This window comes from Alcanivorax sp. (assembly GCF_019431375.1).
Taxonomy (GTDB): domain Bacteria; phylum Pseudomonadota; class Gammaproteobacteria; order Pseudomonadales; family Alcanivoracaceae; genus Alcanivorax; species Alcanivorax jadensis_A.
Genome location: NZ_CP080267.1, coordinates 1,540,351 through 1,563,784, shown reverse-complemented (window position 1 = coordinate 1,563,784; position 23,434 = coordinate 1,540,351). Strand labels below are relative to the sequence as shown.

25 protein-coding genes, 1 tRNA gene and 1 pseudogene are annotated in these 23,434 nt (G+C 57.4%); 18 read left to right on the top strand and 9 right to left on the bottom strand.

Annotated features, from left to right (window positions below):
* Nucleotides 1-52: 52 nt before the first annotated feature.
* From KZ772_RS07170 to KZ772_RS07155, 4 genes and pseudogenes are all read left to right on the top strand, one after another.
* The gene (locus tag KZ772_RS07170; RefSeq protein WP_290539114.1) at nt 53-577 is read left to right on the top strand and encodes a hypothetical protein; all 525 of its coding nucleotides are present in this window, start codon (nt 53-55) and stop codon (nt 575-577) included.
* An 886-nt stretch (nt 578-1,463) separates the two neighbouring features.
* A complete protein-coding gene (locus tag KZ772_RS07165) occupies nt 1,464-1,709 on the top strand; it encodes a helix-turn-helix transcriptional regulator (protein ID WP_290539113.1) in 246 nt (81 codons plus the stop codon).
* A complete protein-coding gene (locus tag KZ772_RS07160) occupies nt 1,702-2,940 on the top strand; it encodes a type II toxin-antitoxin system HipA family toxin (protein ID WP_290539112.1) in 1,239 nt (412 codons plus the stop codon). Before KZ772_RS07165 ends, KZ772_RS07160 begins: the two co-directional genes overlap by 8 nt.
* Before the next feature lie 770 nt (nt 2,941-3,710).
* Nucleotides 3,711-3,977, top strand: a pseudogene (locus KZ772_RS07155) (IS5/IS1182 family transposase); the annotation flags it as partial.
* Nucleotides 3,978-4,124: 147 nt separating this feature from the next.
* On the opposite strand, the gene KZ772_RS07150 reads toward KZ772_RS07155, so the two are convergent.
* A complete protein-coding gene (locus KZ772_RS07150; RefSeq protein WP_290539111.1) occupies nt 4,125-4,439 on the bottom strand; it encodes a hypothetical protein in 315 nt (104 codons plus the stop codon).
* Nucleotides 4,440-4,546: 107 nt separating this feature from the next.
* On the opposite strand from KZ772_RS07150, the gene KZ772_RS07145 reads away from it, so the two are divergent.
* Entirely contained in the window at nt 4,547-5,119 is a 573-nt protein-coding gene (locus tag KZ772_RS07145; protein ID WP_290539110.1) for a hypothetical protein, read from the top strand.
* An 84-nt stretch (nt 5,120-5,203) separates the two neighbouring features.
* Here KZ772_RS07145 and KZ772_RS07140 read toward each other — a convergent pair.
* Nucleotides 5,204-5,280, bottom strand: a tRNA-Met gene (locus KZ772_RS07140).
* Between the two features lie 215 nt (nt 5,281-5,495).
* On the opposite strand from KZ772_RS07140, the gene iscR reads away from it, so the two are divergent.
* The 4 genes from iscR (at nt 5,496) to KZ772_RS07120 (ending at nt 8,687) form a co-directional block, all read left to right on the top strand.
* Nucleotides 5,496-5,960, top strand: a complete 465-nt coding sequence (gene iscR, locus KZ772_RS07135; protein ID WP_290539109.1) for a Fe-S cluster assembly transcriptional regulator IscR — start codon at nt 5,496-5,498, stop codon at nt 5,958-5,960.
* Between the two features lie 95 nt (nt 5,961-6,055).
* Nucleotides 6,056-7,207, top strand: coding sequence for an IscS subfamily cysteine desulfurase (locus tag KZ772_RS07130; RefSeq protein ID WP_290539108.1), 1,152 nt, complete (start codon nt 6,056-6,058; stop codon nt 7,205-7,207).
* Between the two features lie 94 nt (nt 7,208-7,301).
* Nucleotides 7,302-7,868, top strand: a complete 567-nt coding sequence (locus KZ772_RS07125; protein ID WP_290539107.1) for a heme NO-binding domain-containing protein — start codon at nt 7,302-7,304, stop codon at nt 7,866-7,868.
* Nucleotides 7,869-8,123: 255 nt separating this feature from the next.
* Nucleotides 8,124-8,687: a heme NO-binding domain-containing protein gene (locus KZ772_RS07120; RefSeq protein ID WP_290539106.1), complete on the top strand. Its 564-nt coding sequence runs from the start codon at nt 8,124-8,126 to the stop codon at nt 8,685-8,687.
* Nucleotides 8,688-8,835: 148 nt separating this feature from the next.
* On the opposite strand, the gene KZ772_RS07115 is transcribed toward KZ772_RS07120, so the two are convergent.
* The 7 genes from KZ772_RS07115 to sufB all read right to left on the bottom strand — a co-directional run bounded on the left by KZ772_RS07115 (nt 8,836) and on the right by sufB (nt 15,192).
* On the bottom strand, nt 8,836-9,282 hold the full coding sequence (locus KZ772_RS07115; protein WP_290539105.1) for a SufE family protein: 447 nt from the start codon (nt 9,280-9,282) through the stop codon (nt 8,836-8,838).
* Nucleotides 9,283-9,371: 89 nt separating this feature from the next.
* A complete protein-coding gene (sufT, locus tag KZ772_RS07110) occupies nt 9,372-9,917 on the bottom strand; it encodes a putative Fe-S cluster assembly protein SufT (protein ID WP_290539104.1) in 546 nt (181 codons plus the stop codon).
* 1 nt (nt 9,918) lies between these two features.
* Complete coding sequence (locus KZ772_RS07105) at nt 9,919-10,278, bottom strand: iron-sulfur cluster assembly accessory protein (RefSeq protein ID WP_290539103.1); 360 nt, start codon at nt 10,276-10,278, stop codon at nt 9,919-9,921.
* A 140-nt stretch (nt 10,279-10,418) separates the two neighbouring features.
* On the bottom strand, nt 10,419-11,633 hold the full coding sequence (locus KZ772_RS07100) for a SufS family cysteine desulfurase (RefSeq protein WP_290539102.1): 1,215 nt from the start codon (nt 11,631-11,633) through the stop codon (nt 10,419-10,421).
* Nucleotides 11,633-12,859 (bottom strand): Fe-S cluster assembly protein SufD, encoded by a 1,227-nt coding sequence (gene sufD, locus KZ772_RS07095; RefSeq protein ID WP_290539101.1) that lies wholly within the window; start codon nt 12,857-12,859, stop codon nt 11,633-11,635. The genes KZ772_RS07100 and sufD overlap by 1 nt, the downstream gene beginning before the upstream one ends.
* Nucleotides 12,856-13,611 (bottom strand): Fe-S cluster assembly ATPase SufC, encoded by a 756-nt coding sequence (sufC, locus tag KZ772_RS07090; RefSeq protein ID WP_063508919.1) that lies wholly within the window; start codon nt 13,609-13,611, stop codon nt 12,856-12,858. The genes sufD and sufC overlap by 4 nt, the downstream gene beginning before the upstream one ends.
* 141 nt (nt 13,612-13,752) lie before the next feature.
* Nucleotides 13,753-15,192: a Fe-S cluster assembly protein SufB gene (gene sufB / locus KZ772_RS07085; RefSeq protein WP_290539100.1), complete on the bottom strand. Its 1,440-nt coding sequence runs from the start codon at nt 15,190-15,192 to the stop codon at nt 13,753-13,755.
* Nucleotides 15,193-15,501: 309 nt separating this feature from the next.
* Here sufB and ndk point away from each other — a divergent pair, with 309 nt between their 5' ends.
* From ndk to bamB, 9 genes are all read left to right on the top strand, one after another.
* A complete protein-coding gene (gene ndk, locus KZ772_RS07080) occupies nt 15,502-15,933 on the top strand; it encodes a nucleoside-diphosphate kinase (protein WP_062817390.1) in 432 nt (143 codons plus the stop codon).
* Nucleotides 15,934-16,015: 82 nt separating this feature from the next.
* Complete coding sequence (rlmN, locus tag KZ772_RS07075) at nt 16,016-17,161, top strand: 23S rRNA (adenine(2503)-C(2))-methyltransferase RlmN (protein WP_290539099.1); 1,146 nt, start codon at nt 16,016-16,018, stop codon at nt 17,159-17,161.
* Entirely contained in the window at nt 17,158-17,940 is a 783-nt protein-coding gene (gene pilW / locus KZ772_RS07070; RefSeq protein WP_290539098.1) for a type IV pilus biogenesis/stability protein PilW, read from the top strand. The genes rlmN and pilW overlap by 4 nt, the downstream gene beginning before the upstream one ends.
* Nucleotides 17,937-18,836: a RodZ domain-containing protein gene (locus KZ772_RS07065; protein ID WP_290539097.1), complete on the top strand. Its 900-nt coding sequence runs from the start codon at nt 17,937-17,939 to the stop codon at nt 18,834-18,836. The genes pilW and KZ772_RS07065 overlap by 4 nt, the downstream gene beginning before the upstream one ends.
* A gap of 20 nt (nt 18,837-18,856) precedes the next feature.
* Entirely contained in the window at nt 18,857-19,975 is a 1,119-nt protein-coding gene (gene ispG / locus KZ772_RS07060; RefSeq protein WP_290510111.1) for a flavodoxin-dependent (E)-4-hydroxy-3-methylbut-2-enyl-diphosphate synthase, read from the top strand.
* 102 nt (nt 19,976-20,077) lie between these two features.
* Nucleotides 20,078-21,346, top strand: coding sequence for a histidine--tRNA ligase (gene hisS, locus KZ772_RS07055; RefSeq protein WP_290539096.1), 1,269 nt, complete (start codon nt 20,078-20,080; stop codon nt 21,344-21,346).
* Nucleotides 21,347-21,583: 237 nt separating this feature from the next.
* Nucleotides 21,584-21,880: a His/Gly/Thr/Pro-type tRNA ligase C-terminal domain-containing protein gene (locus tag KZ772_RS07050; protein ID WP_290539095.1), complete on the top strand. Its 297-nt coding sequence runs from the start codon at nt 21,584-21,586 to the stop codon at nt 21,878-21,880.
* 247 nt (nt 21,881-22,127) lie between these two features.
* Entirely contained in the window at nt 22,128-22,496 is a 369-nt protein-coding gene (locus KZ772_RS07045) for a tetratricopeptide repeat protein (RefSeq protein ID WP_290539094.1), read from the top strand.
* On the top strand, nt 22,451-23,368 hold the full coding sequence (gene bamB / locus KZ772_RS07040) for an outer membrane protein assembly factor BamB (RefSeq protein WP_290539093.1): 918 nt from the start codon (nt 22,451-22,453) through the stop codon (nt 23,366-23,368). The genes KZ772_RS07045 and bamB overlap by 46 nt, the downstream gene beginning before the upstream one ends.
* The last annotated feature ends 66 nt before the right edge of the window (nt 23,369-23,434 follow it).

Sequence of the window (23,434 nt, the reverse complement as noted above, 5' to 3'; positions counted from 1 at the left end):
TGGTCCGTGCTAAAGTCGAACCTGAATCATTTTTGATCGCAGGGAGCGACACATGAAAACCCTTTTGCTTGCCGGCGCAACTTTCGGCGCCATCGCTTTTTCTTCTTCTGTTTTTGCCTCTCACAGCGTCTATGGCGTCCTCAAAGGCGGCTGGACCGACCTGGATGACCGGGATATTCCCTCCGAAGTGGATACCACCGATTACACCTTCTCGTTGTTGGGCGGCATCAGCTTCCCCATCGCCCGCGATACCTTCTCCGTCGGCGTGGAAGGCGGTGCTGTTTGGCTGGGTGACTACGGCGATGACAACGAAGTCGACATCTCCGGCATCGAAGCCGTCGCCATCGGCAAGGCCCGCATCGCCACCGGCACCGACCTGTTCCTGCGCGCCGGTGCCCTGCGCTGGGACGCCGAATTCGATCACGGCAGCGACGAAGACGGCACCGACGGCTTCTGGGGTGCCGGCTTCACCTACGGCCTCGACAACCTGAAATTCCGCGGCAGCGTGGACCGCTATTCACTGGATGATGTGGATGTGGAGGCGTATACGCTGGGGCTGGAGTATCGGTTTAACTGAAAGCGGGAACGGCTTTCCTCCCTAAAATGAGAAAAGATGAGGCTGACGTTTTGTCAAGTTCCCTTTTAAATCTGGTACCTAATGAGGACTCGCTAATAGGAGTCATAGTCATGGCTTAAGTCTCGTTCACTAGCGCCAGTCCAGAGTGGCTCTAGCCTTGACTGACCCATCATCGTATTCAATGAGTACATTTCCAGACAGCGATTGAGAAGTAACTGGTAGGCAATTTTTGTCTTTTGGGGATGGTGCTGGGTGCGGCAACGCCAAGAATGAGGAGGGAAGGGCAATTGTGAGTACCAAGATGACAAGCTTGAGTCGCCAAACGGGCTTTGCATTCTTTCGGCAGAACTGATTTTCGGGGAATTCACTTGTCCCCGTAGGCTTTATCCGAGGTGTTGCTTGAATCAAGTGAGGTTTCATATCTGGATCTCTTTGGTTGCGTTTCATGCATCAGTAACCTCCCTAAGTCTCCTTGCCTTACTCATGTTGTAATTCTTGAGTAACTTATCTCTTATTTCTAAATGCTATTAAAATAAATCTATTAGATCAATAAGTAATTGATCTTTATTTGATCAGTCGTGATGTTGCCCTTTAGAGGTGGTCTCCTTGGCTGGGTTAAATCTCGGGTTCATTGACTGGATTGTCTGCTAGTAGCTCCAAGTCAGGCGATAGTAGAGCTATGAGTGATAATCATGGGGATATGCATGGAAAGCTGCGGACTTCCTTAACGATTGGCTTCATCGTTGGCGCTAGGGTATCGGCTGATAAGGTAAAGTCATGTTTGGGTCCATGGGGCGGAGTAAGGCTGGAGGAAAGTCATGCTATTACTCATATATGAGTAAATTTATGTATTTATGTTGATAGTTACTCATATATAAGTAATTATATGTCCATGGAAACCATTCCCCAGATAGGCCAGAACCTCCGCCTGGCGCGCCGCAAGTCATATCCCGATGACACCCTGGAGGACTTTGCCCTGCGCATTGGTGTGAGCAGGGCCACGCTGCAGCGGATGGAGAAGGGAGATCTCAGTGTGTCTCTGGGCAAATACTTCCAGGCGGCAACGTTGCTGGGCCTGGATGCGCCTTTCCATACCTTGCTGAAGCCAAAGCAGAGTCTGTTCGATGATTAGGCAGCGCTATGACCTGTACCTGAATACCCGGCAGACCGGCATCGTCCATGCCGCTGACGTGGTGCTGGTGGAGGAATCGGGTTTCCTGACCCGGGTGGGTTTCAGGTACCGGCCTGACTATCTGGGCGAGGCCTCGGCGTTCCCCATCGACCCGGTTCAGCTTCCCCTGCAAAGTCTCCCCGTTGAATTCGAATGCCACAGAGGGGCAAGCCCTGCCTTTCTGGACGACTACCTGCCGGATAACTGGGGCCGCAAGATTCTGGTGCAGCTGGCGCTTTTCAGAGACAAGGAAAAGCTCAATGCCTACAGCGTCATCGATACGCTGGCGATGCTGGGTAGCAGCCGCATTGGCGCCATATCACTGGTTAGACAGGGCGAGGCACCGCACTTTGATTCGGGCTACGCCATTGAGCAGCTGGGTGCTGCGGAGCAGGCGGCCCAGCAGATTGATCAGATAGATCTGGGTGGTGTCGATCTTGATGAAATGAGCCTGCTTTACCTGGCCAATGCGGGTACCGGCGTGGGCGGCGCCCGCCCGAAAGCCCTGTTGTTTGATGACGGGGGGCAGTACCTGGCCAAATTCAATCGCATCACCCATGACAGCTATAACAATGCCCGGGTAGAGCTTGCCTGCTTGAAGATGGCCCGTGCAGCGGGCATCCGGATGCATGACGGCAAGATCATTGAAGGGATCAACGGCCGTGAAGTGTTGTTGCTGGACCGTTTTGACATTGATGGCCCGGCGAGAAAGCACCTGATTACCGTCAATGGCCTTCTCAAGGAACCTGCCTCGCAGATGGACCTGGGCCAGGCGTTCCGTTACGACCATGTCAGCGACCTGATAAAGAAATATTCCTGCCAGGTGGAAGAGGACCTGATACAGCTGCTCAAGCTCATGCTCTTCAACCGGGCCATCAACAATACCGATGATCACGAGCGCAACTTCAGCCTGATGCACAGCGAGCAAGGCTATCACCTGGCGCCGGCCTATGATCTGGTGCCAAGCCTGACCACCAACATACACCACGCCGCCAGCTACCAGTATCAGGCCTACCCGCCTACGCCTACCGAGGCGCTGAGAGAGGGGCGAATTTTTAAATTACCTCGCAGCAAGGTGGAGAAGGCGGTGCGAGAGGTGATTGGTGCTGTTGAGCTGTGGAGAGAGTTCGCCACAGCTGTGGGGGTTGCTGATGAGGATATTGAGAAGGTATCTCGAGTGATCAAGGTCTAGGCTTGGGAAATAGGTAATTTATGGGAGTCCCTTGCCGTAGCTTTGGGACACTGGGTAAGACCTGACTCCAGATTCTTGGGAGTATCGGTTTAACTGATTGGCTGGCGACACACAGTTTTGTGGATGCGGGTTGCTTATTTGGGGGCGAGGTTAGATCTGACCCCAATTTTCCTTCCGATGATTGTCTGCAGTTGATGTTTATTAAGGTTGTCAATCGCTTACGTTCTTATGATTATGAAAATTGACTGGCTGGTTGCTTCATAGGCAAAATTAAGGTTTGGTTGTTTGGAATAATTAGTGGAGGTTCTGTGGGGGCTTACGTCGAGCATGTTTTTTCTGGGGGCTTTCTTCTTGACGAAGGAAGATTAAGGAAAATTTCAGATTTGATCGAAAATAGGAGTGGAGAAGGTTCCTTAATTTTTAAGGTTTACCGCGGGGATTCTTTTTCGTATGAAACTAATATTTCCGTATGAATTGATGACGTTGTTAACGAAGATAATGAAGATTGGCGCGCAATTAAAAGGCTGGACTTGAGGCTGGTTGAAAATCATGACTTGGATTTTGATTTGAGCTTTTCTGATCAAGGCGTCTCTATTTTTATTACCGGGCCAGTTAGGGTTGCTGTTTTTGGATCGTTTTCTCTGATGTTAAAGAATATATGAGCAGCGATGTTATTATTCGTGCACCTATGCGTGATAAAACGGCTATGAATATTTCTGTTTTTATGATGCTGCTGGTCATGGTTGTTATTATATATTCTACATATTCAGCATGAGATCGAGTCTATGCGCCGTTTCGCAGGGATTCGGCTCTTGTATCCTGATGAGATCCTGAACTTCCGGCACCTGCTGGAGCAGCACATCTTGGCAAGAAGCTGGCGGTTGGCACGACTGGCCTCAGGGTTCGGGAAGGCAGCATCGTTGTGCGACGATTATCGAAATGCCCAGCTCGACGAAGAACAAAGGTAAGGCTCGTGATCCGGAGATTTGCCATCATCGCACTTTGGCATGAAATATATTGGCGTCGAAAACAAAGCGATGACCTGACGGCATCAGACCAGCTTTTGCCAAAAACGTGTCTGGGGAGACGCGGGATGATGATCGCTTTATCGCTGAGCGTCCTGGTTCCACGATGTCGAAGGTATCATTAGCCAGCGTACGTGCTGGAACATCCCTTCCGAGGGATCAAAGGCATGTTCGGTTACGTTCGCTACCGGGGTCTGGCGAAAATACCAACCGGCTTGTTGAATTTCTTGCTGCCCTTTCCGTCAAATCAGGCGAAAAAATGAACTTCATGGCAGAAGCCTGTTGAATTTGATGGCAGAAGCCTGTCATTTTGGAGATAGAAAGAAAAAATATGAAGATAGAATTGCCTTGGTTAGCCGAATTTTTTGGGGGTGCGGTGTTGCCTTTGCTGTGAGTATATTCGCCGGTTTTTTTGTTTGGAATATGACCAAATAATAAAATTTGATATGTTGAGTTGCATCCATTGCCAACCATTTTCTGTTTCTTCGAGTGTCGTTGTCTTGAAGCTTTTTTCGCCAGTGATGACGCTCGTTACTTTTTTGCTCTAATATTGAAATAAATCAAAGAGAGGACTTGGGGGTATGGACTATAATCTTGCGGGCTCGATCCTTTGGCGAATATTTGGCAAGCTGCCAGGCTGGTTTATTGCTTGGTACTTCAATGATGAGAGGCTTGCCAATTTAATAAGAATTCAGCCTGTTCCTGTTTCTTCATCAACACGGGTGGGGTTGCATGAGCATCCTACGTGTGAAGTCTCGCTTCAGATAATCAATTTTTCTCCATTTAAAGTAACTCTAAAAGACATGGAGCTCTACTACGTCAACCATTGGGCCAGAGTCTTGCTACCCTTTAATCGCACCGTTGATCTCAAATCAGGTGATTTCACACAGATGCACATTTCGGGCGATATTCCGGAAGGTAAAGCTGATTCAATCGCTAGATCGGTAGACGATCATCGCTCTGAGCTGGTGTTAAATTGCGAGTTTAACTGCAAGGTTCGCCATTTTAGGAAAGGGCCAATCGTTATTCATGCGGTACCTACAGAGATATTTAACTACCAGAATAGACGTGACCACTTGCTGCGATTAGAAAAAGAGGCTGCAGAAGCCAAAGAAAAAGCGCAGGAAGAGTCTGCCCAGCAGAATCAAGCATAGGCTGGTCTATCTAAGGCGGTGGTCAACTTGTAGGCAACCACAAAAAAAGGGTTAGAGATCGCTCTCTAACCCTTTTTTCTTGTTTGGTAGCAAGGGGCGGACTTGAACCGCCGACCCCAGCATTATGAGTGCTGTGCTCTAACCAGCTGAGCTACCTTGCCATTTGAGGTCGCGAATTTTCCGCGAGGGAGGGGTGGGTGTCAAGCACTGGGTGCGTGGGTGGGCAATGTTTGATCAGTTGTTGGCAGGGAAGGGGGATATCTGCCATAGTTGCAACTCAAATGAAAATGATTCTTAATTGTGTGCTGTTAATACTTGACCAAATTGCTCAGGATTACTACGCTTCACGTCAAATACACGCAATAAGGGTGTGGATATGCGTTTGACAACAAAAGGTCGCTACGCGGTTACCGCGATGCTGGATCTGGCATTGCATGCGGCCACCGGACCCGTGTCGCTGGCGGATATCTCCGATCGCCAGGGCATATCCATCTCTTATCTGGAGCAGTTGTTCGCCAAGTTGCGCCGTAACGGCCTGGTGAACAGCGTGCGCGGGCCGGGCGGGGGCTATCAGCTCAGCCGGGCCAGCGAGGATATTGACGTTGCTGCTGTGATCGCGGCGGTGGACGAGTCCGTGGATGCCACCCGCTGTGGCGGCCATGGGGACTGCCAGGAGGGCGATACCTGCCTGACGCATCACCTGTGGTGTGATCTGTCAGATCAGATCCAGGCATTCCTCAGCGGCATTTCTCTGGGCGAGCTGGTGGCCCGCCAGGAAGTGAAGCAGGTGGCCCAGCGCCAGGATCGTCAACATCAGCGCCTGTCCGTCAGTAGCGTATAAACGTGAATTCGGGCCTCCGCGCTGAGGTCGCCGATTCAGGTTACAATTCACGCCTTTCTCTCTAAGCCAACGCCAATCGCCACAAGCCTGTAGCCATGAGCCAAGCCGTTTACCTCGACTACGCGGCAACCACCCCGGTAGACCCGGCGGTGGTTGATGTGATGGTCCGTCATCTCGGTCCCGAAGGGACGTTTGCCAACCCGGCCTCACGCAGCCATCTGTATGGCTGGTTGGCGGAAGAGGCGGTGGAATCCGCCCGCCGTCAGGTGGCGGATCTGCTGCAGGCGGACCCACGGGAGATTGTCTGGACCAGCGGTGCCACCGAGGCCAACAACCTGGTCATCAAAGGTGTGATTGAAGCCCGTGGCGGCGGCCACGTGATTACCAGCGCCACCGAGCATAAGGCGGTGCTGGATGCCTGTGGCTGGCTGGAAAAGCAGGGCCACCCGGTGACCTACCTGAAACCCGCCGCCGATGGCCGCATCGACCCGCAGAGCGTGGCCGAGGCGCTCCGTGAGGACACCGTGCTGGTGAGTGTGATGCACGCCAACAACGAGACCGGGGTGATCAACGATATCGCTGCTATCGGCGCCCTGTGTCGCGACAAGGGCGTGCTGTTCCATACCGATGCGGCCCAGAGTGTGGGCAAGCTGGATCTGAATGTGCAGGCCATGCCGGTGGATATGGTGTCCGTGTGTGCCCACAAGATTTACGGCCCCAAGGGGATCGGTGCCCTGTACGTGCGCCGTTCGCCGGATGTGAAGGTGGCAGCCCAGATCCATGGTGGCGGCCACGAGCGCGGCATGCGTTCCGGCACACTGCCCACTCACCAGATCGTCGGTATGGGCGAAGCCTTCGCTCTGGCGGCACGGGTGCGTGATGAAGAAGGGCCGCGCATTGCCGGGCTGCGCGATCGCCTGTGGCAGGGCATCAGTCAGCTGGAGGGGGTAAGTATCAACGGTGACGGTGCGCCGCGCCTGCCCGGGCATCTGAATGTGGCTTTCGCCGGGGTGGATGGCGAGATGTTGCTCACCGCCCTGAATCAGGCGGCAGTGTCTTCCGGTTCCGCCTGTACCTCTGCGTCCCTGGAGCCGTCCTATGTGCTCAAGGCCATGGGTGTGGCGGATGAGCTGGCCCATGGTTCCATTCGTTTCTCGGTGGGGCGCTTTACTTCGGAGTCGGATATCGATCGAGTGATCGAAAATGTGACCGAGGTCATCCAGCGACTGCGAAACGTCGCCAGTTGACCAAACCGGCGGCCTGTTTCATGGCCTGAGCGGTTTTCAGTGGGTTGAGAGCTCCCTGCTATGGTGGATACACACCTGAATGGGAGGGGGCTCCATGCACGGCGTTATTATTTCCAACCTGAAAAAATACGTGGAAGAAAAACTGGGCGAGGCTGCCTGGGACACTCTGCGCGACAAGGCCGGGCTGACCGGCAAGGCCTTTATTCCTATCAGCATGTACCCGGACAGTGATCTGGATGATCTTCTGGCGGCGGCGGTGGAGGTCACCGGTCAGAGCCGCGACGAGATTCTCAAGGATTTCGGTGCCTGGGTGATCCCGCCCCTGATGAAAATGTACCGCTCCTTTATCCCCGAGGACTGGGATGCGGTGACCTTCCTGAAAAACATCGACGACCGGATTCACGAGCGGGTGGTGCGCATGAAGGATGCCAGCGCCAGGCCGCCGCATATCAATGTGTCGGAAATTTCTCCGGGGCTGCTGGAGGTGGAGTATCAGTCGCACCGGGATATGAGTTACCTGGCGCTGGGCTGCGTCTATGGTGTAGCCGATTACTATGGCCAGAAAGCGGCGCTGATGGAGGAGAAGCGGGTGGTGGGCACCCACAGGACCTTCATCATGCGTATCTCCGCCGGTGAGCGGGCGCAGCGGGATGCGGTCTGAGCGGCATGCGCCGTTGCCTCATTATCCGTTGGAGCCTTGCTTGCTAGGCGAAGGCGGTCCTTTCTTTCATCGCCCTTAGGCTTTCCCGCCAGGGGGATAAATCGCGCAAAAACAGAAAAATGTGACCGGTTATGTCACCTGACTGTGAGCAGGTAAACATGCCTCGAGCCAGTGGTGGCGTGGGCTGGTTGGACGGTCGTGCATGCGGCACAGCTCTTGCTGGTATCAGGGTATAGCCGGCGCAGGAGCAGTGACATGCATGGCGTGATCGTGACCAATTTCAAGCGGTACCTGGATGAATTCATCGGCACTGACGCCTGGGGGGAGGTAGTCTCCACGGCCGGTTTGCAGGGCAAGACCTACCTGCCGGTGGCGCTGTATCCGGATGAGGAAATGGAGGCACTGCTGCGGGCGGCAGAGTCAGCCACCGGTCTGCGCCGGGATGATCTGCTGGCGGATTTCGGTGAGTGGGTGATTGGCCCGCTGATTGATATGTACCAGGCCATGATTCCCACGGGCTGGGACGCCATGACGTTCCTGATGAACATGCAACAGATCCACGAACGTATTCTGCGACTCAAGGACCCGGCGGCCACGGCGCCGAATATTGTGGTCCACAAGCGCGGCGACGACACCCTGGAAATCCACTATCACTCCCACCGCAATATGTCCGCCATGATTCAGGGCTCAGTGAAGGGGGTGGCTGCCTATTTCAATGAAACCGCCAGCCTGCTCGGTTCAGAAGCGGGAGAGGGCGGGGAGCAGCGGTTTGTGTTCCATATCCAGCCGAACAAGACGGAAGCCAGGGAGGCGGTATAAGGCGGACGTGGTGTTGTCCCGTCTTCTCGGACGACAAGTTCCAGAACCAGGCCAAAAGTGATTAACCACAGAGGGCACAGAGTTCACTGAGGATAAACCTCCTTTCCCTGTGCCCTCTATGGTGAAAATGCTTTTTGTGGAGCGGAGGCTAGGCGGTCAGTGCCTGGGCCTGTTGTTTGATCTTGCCGACCATGGCGCGCAGGCCGTTGCCGCGGGTAGGGCTAAGGTGGTTGAGCAGGTCGATGCGGTCGAAAAAGGCATCCATGTCGTAATCGTGGATAGCCTGTGGAGACTGGCGGTTCAGGGCGGACAGCACGATGGCGGCCAGGCCCTTGACGATCAGGGCATCGGAATCCACTGCCAGGTAGAGAGTATCCGCGTCGCTGTCGTAATCGGTTTCCAGCCATACCTGGCTCTGACAGCCGCGCACGAAACGGTCTTCGGTCTTCAGGTCATCGGGCAGGCCCGGCAGTTGCTTGCCCAGGTCGATGATATAGCGATAGCGCTCTTCCCAGTCATCCAGGAATTCCAGGTCTTCACTGATGTCCTCGGCAGTAATCTTTTCGCCAAGGGTGATGCTGCGGATATCGAACACGTCGCTTTCACTCCGAAATAGCTTCTAGCTGCTAACTACGAGCTAACCCGGTTTTCCTGGCAGCTAGAAGCTCGCAGCTAGCAGCTGCTTTAAAACATTCCCAGCTCGAGCTGAGCCTCTTCACTCATCATATCGCGGCTCCAGGGTGGATCGAAAACCAGTGCCACTTCCACCTTGTCTACGTTGGGAACCTTGCCCAGCCGGTCTTCCACGTCGCCCACCAGTACCGGGCCCATGCCGCAGTTGGGGGCGGTGAGGGTCATGCGGACCTGCACCACATTCTCGCCGTCACGCTGGATTACATCGCAACCGTAGACCAGCCCCAGCTCCTTGATGCTGACCGGAATTTCCGGGTCGAAGATGGTCTGCAGGGTGTTGTCCAGATCGTCCTGGCGCACGCTGCCATCCTCGTTGGCGGGGGCAAAGTCCAGCTTCAGGGGTTCCTGGCCGATGGCGTCCGCGTCGGTGCCGTCAATGCGCGCCATGTTGCCATTGATGGTCACCGTGTAGGTGCCGCCAAGAGCCTGGCGCAAATTCACGAAGCTGTTCTTGGGGATAGTGATGCGGGTGCCGTCCGGCACCTTGCGGGCCGGCACGTCACGCTGAACGACGACGGTTCTCTGTTCTTGCGCCAACTCAGACCTCGTCTACGGTAAAGCTCTCACCGCAACCGCATTCGCCGGTGGCGTTGGGGTTGCGGAACTTGAACAGACTGTTGACGCCCTCGGTGACGTAGTCGATGACCAGGCCGTTGAGCATGGGCAGCCACTTTTCCGGCACGTACAGGTTCACGCCGTCGATCTCGAACAGCTTGTCGCCGTCTTCGGGTTCTTCCACAAAGTCCAGGGTGTACATGAACCCGGAGCAGCCGGATTCGTCCAGATCCAGACGGATGCCGGCGGCATTGGCCCGCTGGATCTCCCGCAGGGCCTGTTGGTTGGCAGCCTCGGTCAGGTTGAGAGTGACCTGGCCGGGTTGGAATGTCTGAACTGTCATGAAATTACCTACCTTGCATTAGCGCATGGTTGATATTGCCGCAGGAGCGTCGCTTGAGACGCGAATCGTGCTTGGCACGGCCTGTCACAAGCAGGGTTCGCGTCTCAAGCGACGCTCCTGCGGTGAGGTGTGTGCCGGGCTCAGAGAAAGGTCTTCACCTTCTCTAGCGCCTCGAACAGGCGATCCACCTCATCAAGGGTATTATAAATCGAGAACGAGGCCCTGACTGTGCCCGGAATGCCCAGAGTGTCCATCAGCGGCATGGTGCAGTGATGGCCGGTACGCACCGCCACGCCCTGTTTATCCAGCAGCATGCCCACATCCGCCGGGTGAGCGCCTTCCAGCAGGAAGGACAGCACACTGACCTTACTGGCGGCGGTGCCGATGATTTTCAAGCCATCGAAAGCCTCTGCCTGTTTGGTGGCGTGGACCAAGAGAGAATCTTCATGGGCTTGCAGTGCCTCGCGGTCCTGCTGATTGAACCAGTCAATGGCAGCGGCCAGGCCGATAGCGCCGGCAATGTTGGGAGTGCCGGCTTCGAATTTGTAGGGCAACTGGTTCCAGGTGCTCTTTTCGAAGCTCACCGTTTCGATCATTTCGCCACCCGTCTGGTAGGGCGGCATGGCTTCCAGCAGTTCGCGGCGGCCGTAGAGCACGCCGATGCCGGTGGGGCCGAACAGCTTGTGGCCGGAGAAGGCATAGAAATCCACGTCCAGGGCCTGCACGTCCACGGGGAAGTGGGCCACAGCCTGGGCGCCGTCAATCAGGGTAATGGCACCCACTTCGCGGGCTTTGGCCACCATCTCCTGCACCGGGTTCAGGGTGCCCAGAGCATTGCTGGCATGGCCGATGGCGAAGATTTTGGTGCGCTCGGTGAGCAGCTGGTCGAAGGCGTCCTGATCCAGGCTGCAATCCTCGCGCAGCGGGATCACTTTCAAGGTGGCGCCAGTGGCCAGGCAGGCCTGCTGCCAGGGCACGATATTGGCGTGGTGCTCGCTGGTGCTGATCAGCACCTCGTCGCCAGGCTGCAGGCGCTCGCGGCCGATGCAGTGGGCGACGATGTTGATGGACTCGGTGGTGCCCTTGGTCCACAGGATTTCGTCGCGGCTGGCGTTCAGAAAGCGGGCCACGGTTTCGCGGGCGCCCTCGAACTGGCCGGTGGCCAGGTCGCTGAGATGATGAGCGCCGCGGTGCACATTGGAGTTCACCGTGCGGTAGTAGTGCTCCAGCACGTTCAGCACCGCGTCCGGTTTCTGGGTGGTGGCACCGTTATCCAGATACACCAGCGGCTTGCCGTTGACCTGTTGATCCAGGATCGGGAACTGCGCGCGAAGGGCTGCCACATCAAACGTCATTACGCGGCGTCTCCTGCCGGGCTGGCATGGGTCAGCTCCGCTTCCAGCCAGGGCTGTGCCCACTCGGTCACTGCTGCGTCGGGCAGTGCCATCAGCAATTCGTTAACGAAACCCAGGCTCAGCATGCGCTTGGCTTCGCTGGCCGGAATGCCGCGCGATTGCAGGTAGAACTGCTGGCCGGCGTCGAGCTGGCCGACGGTGGTGCCGTGGGCACATTTCACGTCGTCGTTGTAGATTTCCAGCTCCGGCTTGGTATTGATCTCGGCACCGGGGTTGAGCAACAGGTTCTTGTTGGACAGCTCCGCATTGGTGCCGCTGGCGCCGGGATGAATGTGGATGCGGCCATTGAAGACCGCCTTGCCACTTTCACCGGCCAGGCCTCTGAAGTTCTGATCGGACTGGCAGTTGGGCACGGCGTGTTCCACGCACAGCTGGTTGTCCACGTGGCTCTTGTCGCGGACCACGAAGATGCCTTTCATGTTCAGTTCGGCACCACTCTTGCTGACCAGGGCACGCACGTCGTTGCGGCGCAGACGGTTGCCGGTCATCAGCTGGTAGCTGTCCACTTTGCTGATGCCCTGCTGGTCAATGATCAGGGTGCCGATGTGCAGGGTATTGGCTTGTTCGCCCTGCAACCGATAGTGGGTCAGGGTGGCGTTGTCGGCAGCGATCAGCGCGGTGACCGCATTGGTCAGGGCCTGGCCTTCGGCGTGATAGTGCTCGATCACGGTGGCTTCGGCGCCCGCATTGAGCTTGACGATCACCCGGGGGTTGCAGTGGGCAGGCGCGTCGCTGGCGGACTGGATCTGCACGTGGATCGGCTGCTCGATACGGGTATTGGCGGCCACTTCCAGCACCACCGGTTGCCCGCATACCGCACCGTTATAGGTGGCAAAGGGGGTCTGCAGGCCGTTTACCTCAGGCGCGTCGTGATGCAGATTGACGCCGGTGGGCAGGGTACTGCCCTGCAGCTGGCCATTATTGATGGTGACCACAAACTCGCTCAGTGCCGGCAGGGGCTGGCTGATCTTGCCATTGGCAACCGCGTTCAGGTGGCCATCGGCCAGGGCCTGCAGCGAGGTGTACTTCCAGCGTTCGGTCTTGCGTTCCGGGAAGCTGGCAGCCTCCAGGTTGGTCAGCGCATCGCCGTCACTACCGTGGCGGCGGGCGTTGGCCAGGGCCTGGGTTTTCAGGTCAATGGCGAGGTCGCTTGCAGAGAGTGTCATGCGGACTCCTCTTCTCCTGTGAGCCAGCCGTAGCCTTTCTTCTCCAGCTCCAGGGCCAGTTCCTTGCCGCCGGACTTGATGATCTGGCCGTTGGACAGTACGTGCACAAAGTCCGGCACGATGTAGTCCAGCAGGCGCTGGTAGTGAGTCACCAGTACGATGCCGCGCTCCGGGCTGCGCAGGGAGTTAACCCCCTTGGCCACGGTTTGCAGGGCATCAATGTCGAGCCCGGAGTCGGTTTCGTCGAGCAGCGCCAGTTTCGGTTCCATCAGCAGCATCTGCATGATTTCATTGCGCTTTTTCTCACCGCCAGAGAAGCCTTCGTTAACGCCACGCTTGAGGAAGCTGGCATCCAGATTCACCTGTTTGCAGGCGGCACGGGCCTGACGCAGCAGAGTGACGGAATCCCACTCTTCCTTGCCTTGGGCGCTGCGTACGGATTCCAGCGCGGCCTTGAGAAATTCCATGTTGGAGACGCCGGGGATTTCCACCGGGTACTGGAAGGCCAGGAACAGGCCTGCCTGGGCGCGTTCTTCGGGCTCCAGGTCTGCCAGGCTCTTGCCTTCGAACAGGGCCTCACCACCGGTGATTTCGTAGTTGTCACGGCCGGCCAGGACGTTGGCCAGGGTGGATTTGCCGGAGCCATTGGGGCCCATGATGGCGTGCACCTCGCCCGGGTTCACGGTCAGGTTGAGGCCCTTGAGAATCGGTTTGTCCGCCACGGTGGCGTGCAGATCACGAATTTCCAGCATGTTTTGATGCGCCTTTCGGTTGGGCTGGGTACCAGCCCCGGTTAATCAGGGTGTTGTAGGAGCTATGCTTGCATGGCGAAGGGGTCGCGATGGTTCGCCATGCGAGCATGGCTCCTACAATGTCATTTTCAGGGAAGGGTCTTAGCCCACAGCCCCTTCCAGGCTCACTTCCAGCAACTTGCCTGCTTCCACGGCGAACTCCATGGGCAGCTCCTTGAACACCTCTTTACAGAAGCCGTTCACGATCATGGAGACAGCCTTCTCCGGGTCGATGCCGCGCTGGCGGCACAGGAACATCTGGTCGTCACTCACCTTGGAGGTGGTGGCCTCGTGCTCAATGGTGGCCGAGGGGTTTTTCGACTCGATGTACGGGAAGGTGTGCGCGCCGCAGGTGTCGCCCAGCAGCAGTGAGTCGCACTGGGTGAAGTTGCGGGCGTTTTCTGCCCGTGGGCTGATCCGTACCAGGCCTCGGTAGCTGTTGCTGCTGCGCCCGGCGGAGATGCCCTTGGAAATAATGGTGCTCTTGGTGTTCTTGCCCAGGTGGATCATCTTGGTGCCGGTGTCCGCCTGCTGCATGTGGCGGGTCAGGGCCACGGAGTAGAACTCACCGATGCTGTTGTCACCACGCAGGATCACGGACGGATACTTCCAGGTAATGGCGGAGCCGGTTTCCACCTGGGTCCAGCTGATCTTGCTGTTGTCGTGAGCCACGCCGCGCTTGGTAACGAAGTTGTAGATGCCACCTTTGCCGTTTTCGTCGCCCGGGTACCAGTTCTGCACCGTGGAGTACTTGATCTCGGCGCCGGGCAGGGCGACCAGCTCCACCACGGCCGCATGCAGCTGGTTCTCGTCCCGCTGGGGCGCGGTGCAGCCTTCCAGGTAGCTCACGTAGCTGCCTTCGTCGGCGATAATCAGGGTGCGCTCGAACTGGCCGGTGTTGGCCTCGTTGATACGGAAATAGGTGGACAGCTCCATGGGGCAACGCACGCCCTTGGGAATGTAGACGAAGGAGCCATCGGAAAACACCGCGCTGTTCAGGGCGGCATAGAAGTTATCGCCTTGGGGAACCACGGAACCCAGATACTTCTGGATCAGTTCCGGGTGGTTCTGGATCGCCTCGGAAATGGAGCAGAAGATCACCCCGGCTTCCCACAGCTTCTCTTTAAAGGTGGTAAACACGGAGGAGGAGTCGAACACCACATCCACGGCGACGCCGGCCAGCATTTCCTGCTCGTGCAGGGGAATGCCCAGTTTTTCATAGGTGGCGAGCAGCTCCGGGTCCACCTCATCCAGGCTCTTCGGGGCGTCATCCAGGCTCTTGGGCTTGGAGTAGTAGGACACCTTGTTAAAGTCGATGGGGTCGTGGTGCAGGTGGGCCCAGCCCGGGGAGGGCATTTCCTGCCACTTGCGGTAGCTGTCCAGGCGCCATTCGAGCATCCATTCCGGCTCTTCCTTCTTGGCGGACAGGAAACGGATGACTTCCTCGCTCAGCCCGGGGGGCAGGGTTTCGGTGTCCACCGTGGTGGTGAAACCGGCCTCGTAGTTGGAGCGAATCAGTTTGTCCAGTTCAGCTTGGCTCATAGGTCAGGGCCTGATGTTGAATACCAGAGTAATTTAGTCAGGTATTATACGCCATTCGTGGGCGCTGTCGACCATCGGCCGGGTAGGGGCGGGCTTTCGACCGGCTCCCGGTGGCGGCAGGGCGGCAGGCCCGTGGCGGGGGCGGCAACGGTATCATAATTCACCCTGCTTGCGTATAATCCGCCGGTTCCAAAGGGGTGGCAGTGGCCTTTGCGTCCGCAAGGTGCCGGATTGCCCCTTCTCTGCCTGGGGGAGCTTGTTTCGGGTTCCCGGGGACCATTTAACGTAAATTCTGGAGTGAACTGACTGATGGCTGTTGAGCGCACCCTCTCTATCATCAAGCCTGATGCCGTGGCCAAGAACGTAATTGGCGACATCGTATCCCGTTTCGAGAAGGCTGACCTGAAAGTGGTTGCCATGAAAATGGTACACCTGAGCGACGAACAGGCCGGTGGTTTCTACGCCGAGCACAAAGAACGTCCCTTCTTCAAGGATCTGGTGTCCTTCATGACCAGCGGTCCGGTGATCGTGCAGGTTCTGGAAGGCGAAGATGCCGTAACCAAGAACCGTGACCTGATGGGCGCTACCAACCCGAAGGATGCGGAAGCTGGAACCATTCGTGCCGATTTCGCTCAGACCATTGACGAGAACGCGGTACACGGCTCTGACTCCACCGAGTCCGCTGCCCGTGAAGTGGCTTACTTCTTCGCCGACGAAGAACTCTGCCCGCGCACCCGCTAATATAGCGAGTGGGCACCCCCAGCCACGGCCTCTGGCCGTGGCTGGCGTTTAAAGGAAACCCGGTTTCCTACTGGAGAATGCTATGACAACCCAACAGAAGGTCAATCTGCTCGGTCTTTCCCGTCCGCAAATGGAAGAATTCTTCCTGGAAATGGGCGAGAAGAAGTTCCGTGCCCAGCAGGTACTCAAGTGGATTCACCACCATCAGGCGGATTCCTTCGAGCAAATGACCGATGTGGGCAAGGCATTGCGCCAGAAACTGTCCGAGGTGGCGGAAATCCGTGGCCCGGATGTGGCTCATGAAAGCATCAGCCGTGACGGTACCCGCAAGTGGGTGTTCGAACTGAGCGGTGGTGGTTCTGTGGAAACCGTTTTTATCCCTGATGGTCGCCGCGGCACCCTGTGCGTGTCGTCCCAGGTGGGCTGTGCCGTGGATTGCAGCTTCTGCTCCACCGGCAAGCAGGGTTTCCAGCGCGACATGACCAGCGCCGAGATTATCGGCCAGGTATGGCAGGCCAGCCGTGCCTTTGGTCCCCGTCGCAATCTTGGCGAACACCCCATCACCAACGTGGTGATGATGGGCATGGGCGAACCCATGCTCAATTATGACAATGTGCTCACCGCCATGCGCATCATGAAAGATGACCTGGGTTACGGTATCGGCAAGAAGCGCATTACCCTGTCCACCTCCGGCCATATTCCGAGGATGGACCAGCTCAGCCAGGATCTGGATGTGTCGCTGGCAGTCAGCCTGCACGCACCCAATGACGAGCTGCGCAATGAATTGGTGCCGCTGAATCGCAAGTACCCGCTGAAAGAATTGATGGCGGCCTGCAAGCGTTACAGCGACAACATCACCCACCGTCACAACACCATTACCATGGAATATGTGATGCTGCGTGATGTGAATGACAAACCGGAACACGCCCGTCAGCTGGTCAAGCTGCTTAACGGCATCCCGGTGAAGGTCAACCTGATCCCGTTCAATCCTTTTCCCCATGCCGGTTATGAACGGTCACGGAAAAGCGATATTCTGGAATTTCATAAGTACCTGAATGACAATGGATTGCTGACGACCGTAAGGACAACGCGCGGTGATGATATTGATGCCGCCTGTGGTCAGCTGGTGGGGCAGGTGCAAGATCGGACCCGGCGCAGTGAGCGCTGGAAGCAATCCATTTTTCATCGCTCCGAACAAACCGATAACAACACAGCGCAAGCGCAATGAGACGTTTTTTTCGGGTTTTTCCGGGTCTGCTGATCGCGGGCCTGTTGGCCACCGGGTGTGTGACGGTGGAATCGGGGCAACGGGAAGTGAACGTGGATAATGCAGTGACCAGCCGTGTGGCTGCTGGTCTGCAGTATCTGCAGCAGGGCGACCCTTCCGAGGCCCGTCGTCATTTCTCACGGGCTTTGGCTCACAACGACGACAGCGCGGTGGCCCACAATGCCATGGCGCTGCTTTACAAGTATGAAAATGACCCGGAGCGGGAAGAATTTCATTACCGTAAGTCACTCAAGGCAGATAGTAACTACGCTCCGGCACTGAACAATTACGGCACCATGTTGTACAGCCGTGGTGATTATCAGGGCGCACTGGAAAAATTCAAACGTGCCGCCAATGATCCCTCCTATCAGGGCCGTGGCAGTGCTTGGGCCAATATGGGGCGTTGTTACCGTGAGCTGGGCGATGAAGAGGCGGCGAAGAAGGCTTTTATCAAAGCCATTCGCCTTGATAGCCGCGCGGTTACCCCGAACCTGGAACTGGCTGAGCTCTATTACAAGGAAGAGCGCATGCGCATGGGCTGGGATTACTACCAGCAATACCTGCAGCGTAGCGGCCGGCAAAGTGCCCGGTCATTGTGGCTCGGCATCCGTCTGGCCAACGATTTGGGCTACGAAGATCAGCAGTCCAGCTATGAGCTGGCACTGGAAAATATTTATCGCCGCTCAGCGGAATACCGCGAGTGGCAGAATTGGAAAGCCTCTCAGGAGAGCGGGAAATGAGCGATAACATGGTCGTGTTACCGGGTGAACGTTGTCGCAAAGCCCGTGAGGCACTGGGTTGGACCCCTGCCGAAGCGGCGAAGCGGATGCACCTTTCCCAGAGCTACCTGGTAGCTCTGGAAGCGGATGACTACGAGCGTCTGCCCGAAGCGACCTTCGTAAAGGGTTACCTGAAAAACTACGCCAAGCTGCTGGGCCTGCCGGCCGATGAAATTGCCAATACCTTCCAGCAGATGGTTAACGATGATGCCTTTGACAAGCCGCTGGATCTGCCCAAAATGGCGCCGCCACCGTCCGTGTGGCGCAAGCCGTTGCTGGCGGTGGTGGCACTGCTGGTTGTGGTGGCTTTGCTGATCTGGCTGTGGCCGGAAGAGAAGGCGCTGGCGCCGCTGTCGTCCGGCATGAATACGCCTGAAGAGTCGGCATCCGTGCAGGGTGATGAAGAGGTCGGAGAGGAAGCTGGCCCTTTTTCCGCTCAGCCGGAACAGCTGCCACAGCAGACCGGTGATGAACTGTCTTCCCAGCCGCTTGACGATGCGGCTAACGACACCCAGCCTGAAAAGAGTGAGCCAGCGTCAGACATCGACAGTGATGAAGGCGCAGAGAGCGTAGATAGCAGCGACGAGCCGGCACCGAACATGTTGGCCGAAAACGGTCTGGATCGCCTGCTGATGGCCTTTTCCGGCAACTGCTGGATCAGCGTCAAGGACGCCGCCGGACGCACCTTGCGTCAGGGGGAGCAGCCGGCAGGCACCTCTCTGCAGCTGGACGGCAAAGCGCCATTCAGCCTTACCCTGGGCGATGCGGGTGCCGTCGATGAACTGATCCTCAATGGTGAGGCTGTCACCTTGCCGACGAATTCCCCCGGTACAGTTGTGCGAGTCTCCATTCCCTGATTCGCGAGGGTAGAAACACCATGGAACCGGAAGTCAAAATCCAGCGCCGCAAGACCCGTCAAATCTTTGTCGGTAATGTCCCCGTGGGCGGCGATGCCCCCATCTCCGTACAAAGCATGACCAACACCGAAACCTGCGACGTGGACGCCACGGTTGGCCAGATCCGCCGCTTGCAGGATGCCGGTGTGGATATCGTGCGGGTATCGGTGCCCAGCATGGATGCCGCCGAAGCGTTCGGAAAAATTCGCCAGCAGGTGGACGTGCCACTGGTGGCGGATATTCACTACGATTACAAGATTGCCCTAGCCGTGGCAGAGCGGGGCGTGGATTGCCTGCGTATCAACCCGGGCAATATCGGCCGCGAAGACCGTATCAAGGCCGTGATCCAGTGCGCCAAGGACAAGGGCATTCCCATACGGATTGGTGTCAACGCCGGCTCCCTGGAAAAGGAATTGCAGCGTAAATACGGCGAGCCCACCTCCGATGCGCTGGTGGAATCCGCCATGCGCCATGCGGAGATTCTTGATCGCTACGATTTTCAGGACTTCAAGGTGAGCGTGAAGGCGTCCAACGTCTTCATGACCCTGCAGGCCTACCGCAAGCTGTCTGCCCAGCTGGAACAGCCCCTGCACCTGGGTGTCACCGAAGCGGGCACGTTCCGTTCCGGCACGGTGAAATCCGCCGTGGCGCTGGGTGCGCTGCTGATGGAAGGCATCGGCGATACCATCCGCATTTCCCTGGCCGCCGATCCGGTGGAGGAAGTGCGTGTGGGCTTCGATATCCTGAAAAGCCTGAACCTGCGCAAGAAAGGCGTGAACATCATCGCCTGTCCAAGCTGTTCCCGGCAGAACTTCGACGTGATCAAGACCGTCAACGAACTGGAAGCGCGCCTGGAAGATATCAATGAGTCCGTGGACCTGGCCGTCATCGGCTGTCTGGTAAACGGTCCCGGCGAAGCCCGGGAAGCGGATGTGGGACTCACCGGCGGCACGCCCAATAACCTGTCCTACGAGGACGGCAAGAAGAGCCACCACGTGACCGCGGACAATCTGGTCGACGAACTGGAGCGCATGGTACGGGCCAAGGTAAAGAAACAGCGCGACGACGAAGCCAAAGGCATTATTGCCAGAAGTGAATGACAGGTCGGACGTCGGAAGTCTGGCGTCAGACGCCTGAAACCCCGCAGGTTTCGCGTCCGACGTCCGGCATCAGACGTCCGACTTTTTTACCAAGGAATTTTCGTGAGCAAGAAGATTACCTCCATCCGCGGGATGAACGACATCCTGCCGGAACAGACCGGTCTCTGGCAGTGGCTGGAAGACAGGGTGCGCATCGTGCTGGCCAGCTACGGCTATCAGGAAATCCGCATGCCCGTGGTCGAGCAGACCGATCTGTTCAAGCGCAGCATCGGTGAAGTCACTGACATCGTCGAAAAAGAGATGTACACCTTCGAGGACCGCAACGGCGACAGCCTGACCCTGCGCCCGGAGGGCACTGCCAGCTGCGTGCGCGCCTGCGAACAGCACGGCCTGCTGTACAACCAGACCCAACGGCTCTGGTACACCGGCCCCATGTTCCGTCACGAACGCCCCCAGGCTGGCCGTTACCGTCAGTTTCACCAGATCGGCGTGGAAGTGTTCGGCATCACCGGTCCGGATATCGATGCGGAAGTGATCCTGCTCACCGCCCGTCTCTGGAAAGCCCTGGGCCTGGCCGACAAGGTCACCCTGGAGCTGAATTCCCTGGGCGACAGTGAAGATCGGGCCCGTTACCGCGATGCCCTGGTGGATTACCTGAAGGCGCATTTCGAACGTCTGGACGAGGACTCACAGAAACGCCTCGAGCGCAGCCCCCTGCGGGTGCTGGACAGCAAGGACCCAGGTACGCGAGAAGTGCTCAAGGAGGCGCCGCAGCTGGCGGATTACCTCAATGACGACGCCCGCGAGCACTTTGACGGCCTGAAAGCCTTGCTCGATGCCAACGGCATTGCTTATAAAGTGAACCCCTATCTGGTGCGTGGCCTGGACTACTACGGCAAGACCGTGTTCGAGTGGACCACCGAGGCGCTGGGTGCCCAGGGAACCGTCTGTGCCGGTGGTCGCTACGATGGTCTGGTGGAACAGCTGGGTGGCAAACCGACCCCCGGGGTGGGCTTTGCCATGGGCGTGGAAAGACTGATTCTGCTGATCGAGCAGGAAAAGCCGGAACTGTCAGCCACCGTGGACGTCTATGTGATGGCCATGGGTGATGTGCTGGCGCCGACCATGGCACTGGCAGAGCAGTTGCGTGATGTCTTGCCCGGTCGTGGTATCCAGCTCCATTGTGGCGGCGGCAGTTTCAAGAGCCAGATGAAAAAGGCGGACCGCAGCGGTGCCGCGGTGGCACTGATCATCGGTGAAGACGAACTGGCCAGCGGTGTGGTCACGGTGAAACCGTTACGCGGGCAGGCCGAACAGAAACAGGTCGCCCAGGGCGATGTCACCAACGCGCTGATATCATTTCTGGAATAAAAGGACAGCTACAAGTTTCAAGCTGCAAGGCGCGATCGCAGGTGGCAGCTAGTTGCAACCATGTTGCCCGCGATCTGAGTATGAGCGCGGCTGTGACGGAAAATGAATGGCACGGCATTGATCGCGTTGCAGCTTGAGGCTTGTAGCTTGCTATCCCCGGCGTTGATTTGTGCGCCGGAACAAACGAAATACACAAACGCCGGGAAGCACACTTCCGGGTTATAAAAGTCAGCCACCGTGGACGTCTATGTGATGGCCATGGGTGATGTGCTGGCGCCGACCATGGCACTGGCAGAGCAGTTGCGTGATGTCTTGCCCGGTCGTGGCATCCAGCTCCATTGTGGCGGCGGCAGTTTCAAGAGTCAGATGAAAAAGGCGGACCGCAGCGGCGCCGCGGTGGCCCTGATCATCGGTGAAGACGAACTGGCCAATAACAGCGTGACTGTAAAACCGCTACGCGGCCAGGGCGAACAGCAGCTGGTGGCACAGGCGCAGGTAGCCGAAACGATTAAACAGCTGGAAGCCACAAGCTGACAGCAGCAAGGAAAACCGGAAGCCTTCGTCATGCAAGCATGACGTCCCACAACCTCCATTAAGGTATGGGTGTGAGAACGGAGCGCCGCGCATTAACTGCCCGAAGGGGGAGCGCAGCGAATCTGCTATGTTCGCATAGCGAAAAGACATGTGAGCGCGGGCACGGCCCGGCAGGCAGCAGCAGCTTTGCTCGCGCCTTGCGGCTTGAAGCTTGCGGCTCGCAACTGAAATAACAAAGGAGAGCAGGGTGGTCGATTACATCCGCGACGAAGAAGAACAGGTTGAACGCATCAAGGCCTGGTGGCAGGAAAACGGAACTGCCGCAGTCATTACGGTGGTGCTGGCAGTGGCGGCGCTGATTGGCTGGCGTCAATGGCAGGGCCACCAGGGTGAGCAGGCGGCTGAGGCCTCGGCGGAATACCAGGTCATGGTGGAAGCCCTGTCCGCCAATCCCATGGATGCGGCGGTGGTCAACGACAAGGCCGATCTGCTGATTGAGGAGCACTCCGGCAGTGCCTACGCGGATTACGCTCGCCTGGACAGGTATTTGCCGGCGACGTATTCGGCAATGTGTATGCGGTCAGCCGCGACAAGGGCAAGCGGCAATGGCGGGTGAAAACCGAAGACCGTATTGCCGGTGGTTTTTATGCCGGCTATGGCATGGTGCTCTACGGTACCCGCGAGGGTATGGCCGTGGCCCTGTCCATGGAAACCGGCGATACCCTGTGGCGCACCCGGCTTTCCGGTGAAGCCCTGGCAATTCCCGCCAGTGACGGCAATGTCGCCGTCTTCCAGACCCAGGACGGCCATGTGACTGCCCTGGATGTGGAAAGCGGCGAACAGCTGTGGGACTACGAGACCCCGGTGCCAACTCTGACCCTGCGTGGTCTGGCACAGCCTACCCTGGCAAACGGCAAGGCCTACGCCGGTTTTGCCAATGCCAAGCTGGCGGCGCTGGATCTGGAAAATGGTGTCCCTGTCTGGGAGCAGCGTATTGCCGAGCCTACCGGTCGCTCTGAACTGGACCGTTTGGTGGATGTGGACAGCAACCTGATTGTGGAAGGTGGCGGTGTGTTCGCGGTGACCTTCCAGGGCAAGGCGGCAGTGGTGGACCAGGAAAACGGTCGCCCCTACTGGGAAAAGGAACTGTCCAGCGCCCAGATCATCAGTGCCAGCAACGGCAGCCTGTTCGTGGCTGACGACAAAGGTGTGGTGCGCGCCCTGGATATGCGCAGTGGTACCGTTCTGTGGAAGCAGGACAAGCTCTATGGTCGCCGTCTTACCGGTACCGCAGTACAGGGCAACCACGTGGTAACTGGCGACTTTGAAGGCTACTTGCACTGGCTGGATGTGGACGATGGCAGCATCGTTGCCCGCAAACGCCACGACCGGGATGGTTTTGCCGGTACCGCAGTGAGCTACGATGGTGTCCTCTATGTGCTCAGCTACGATGGCAAACTGGCCGCTTACCAGCTGAAAGAACGTTAATCTTTACGAAGGGAGCGGTCGAGTGGCCGCTCCTTGCGCGTCTTCCCCCTGTTTTCCTGATTTTCT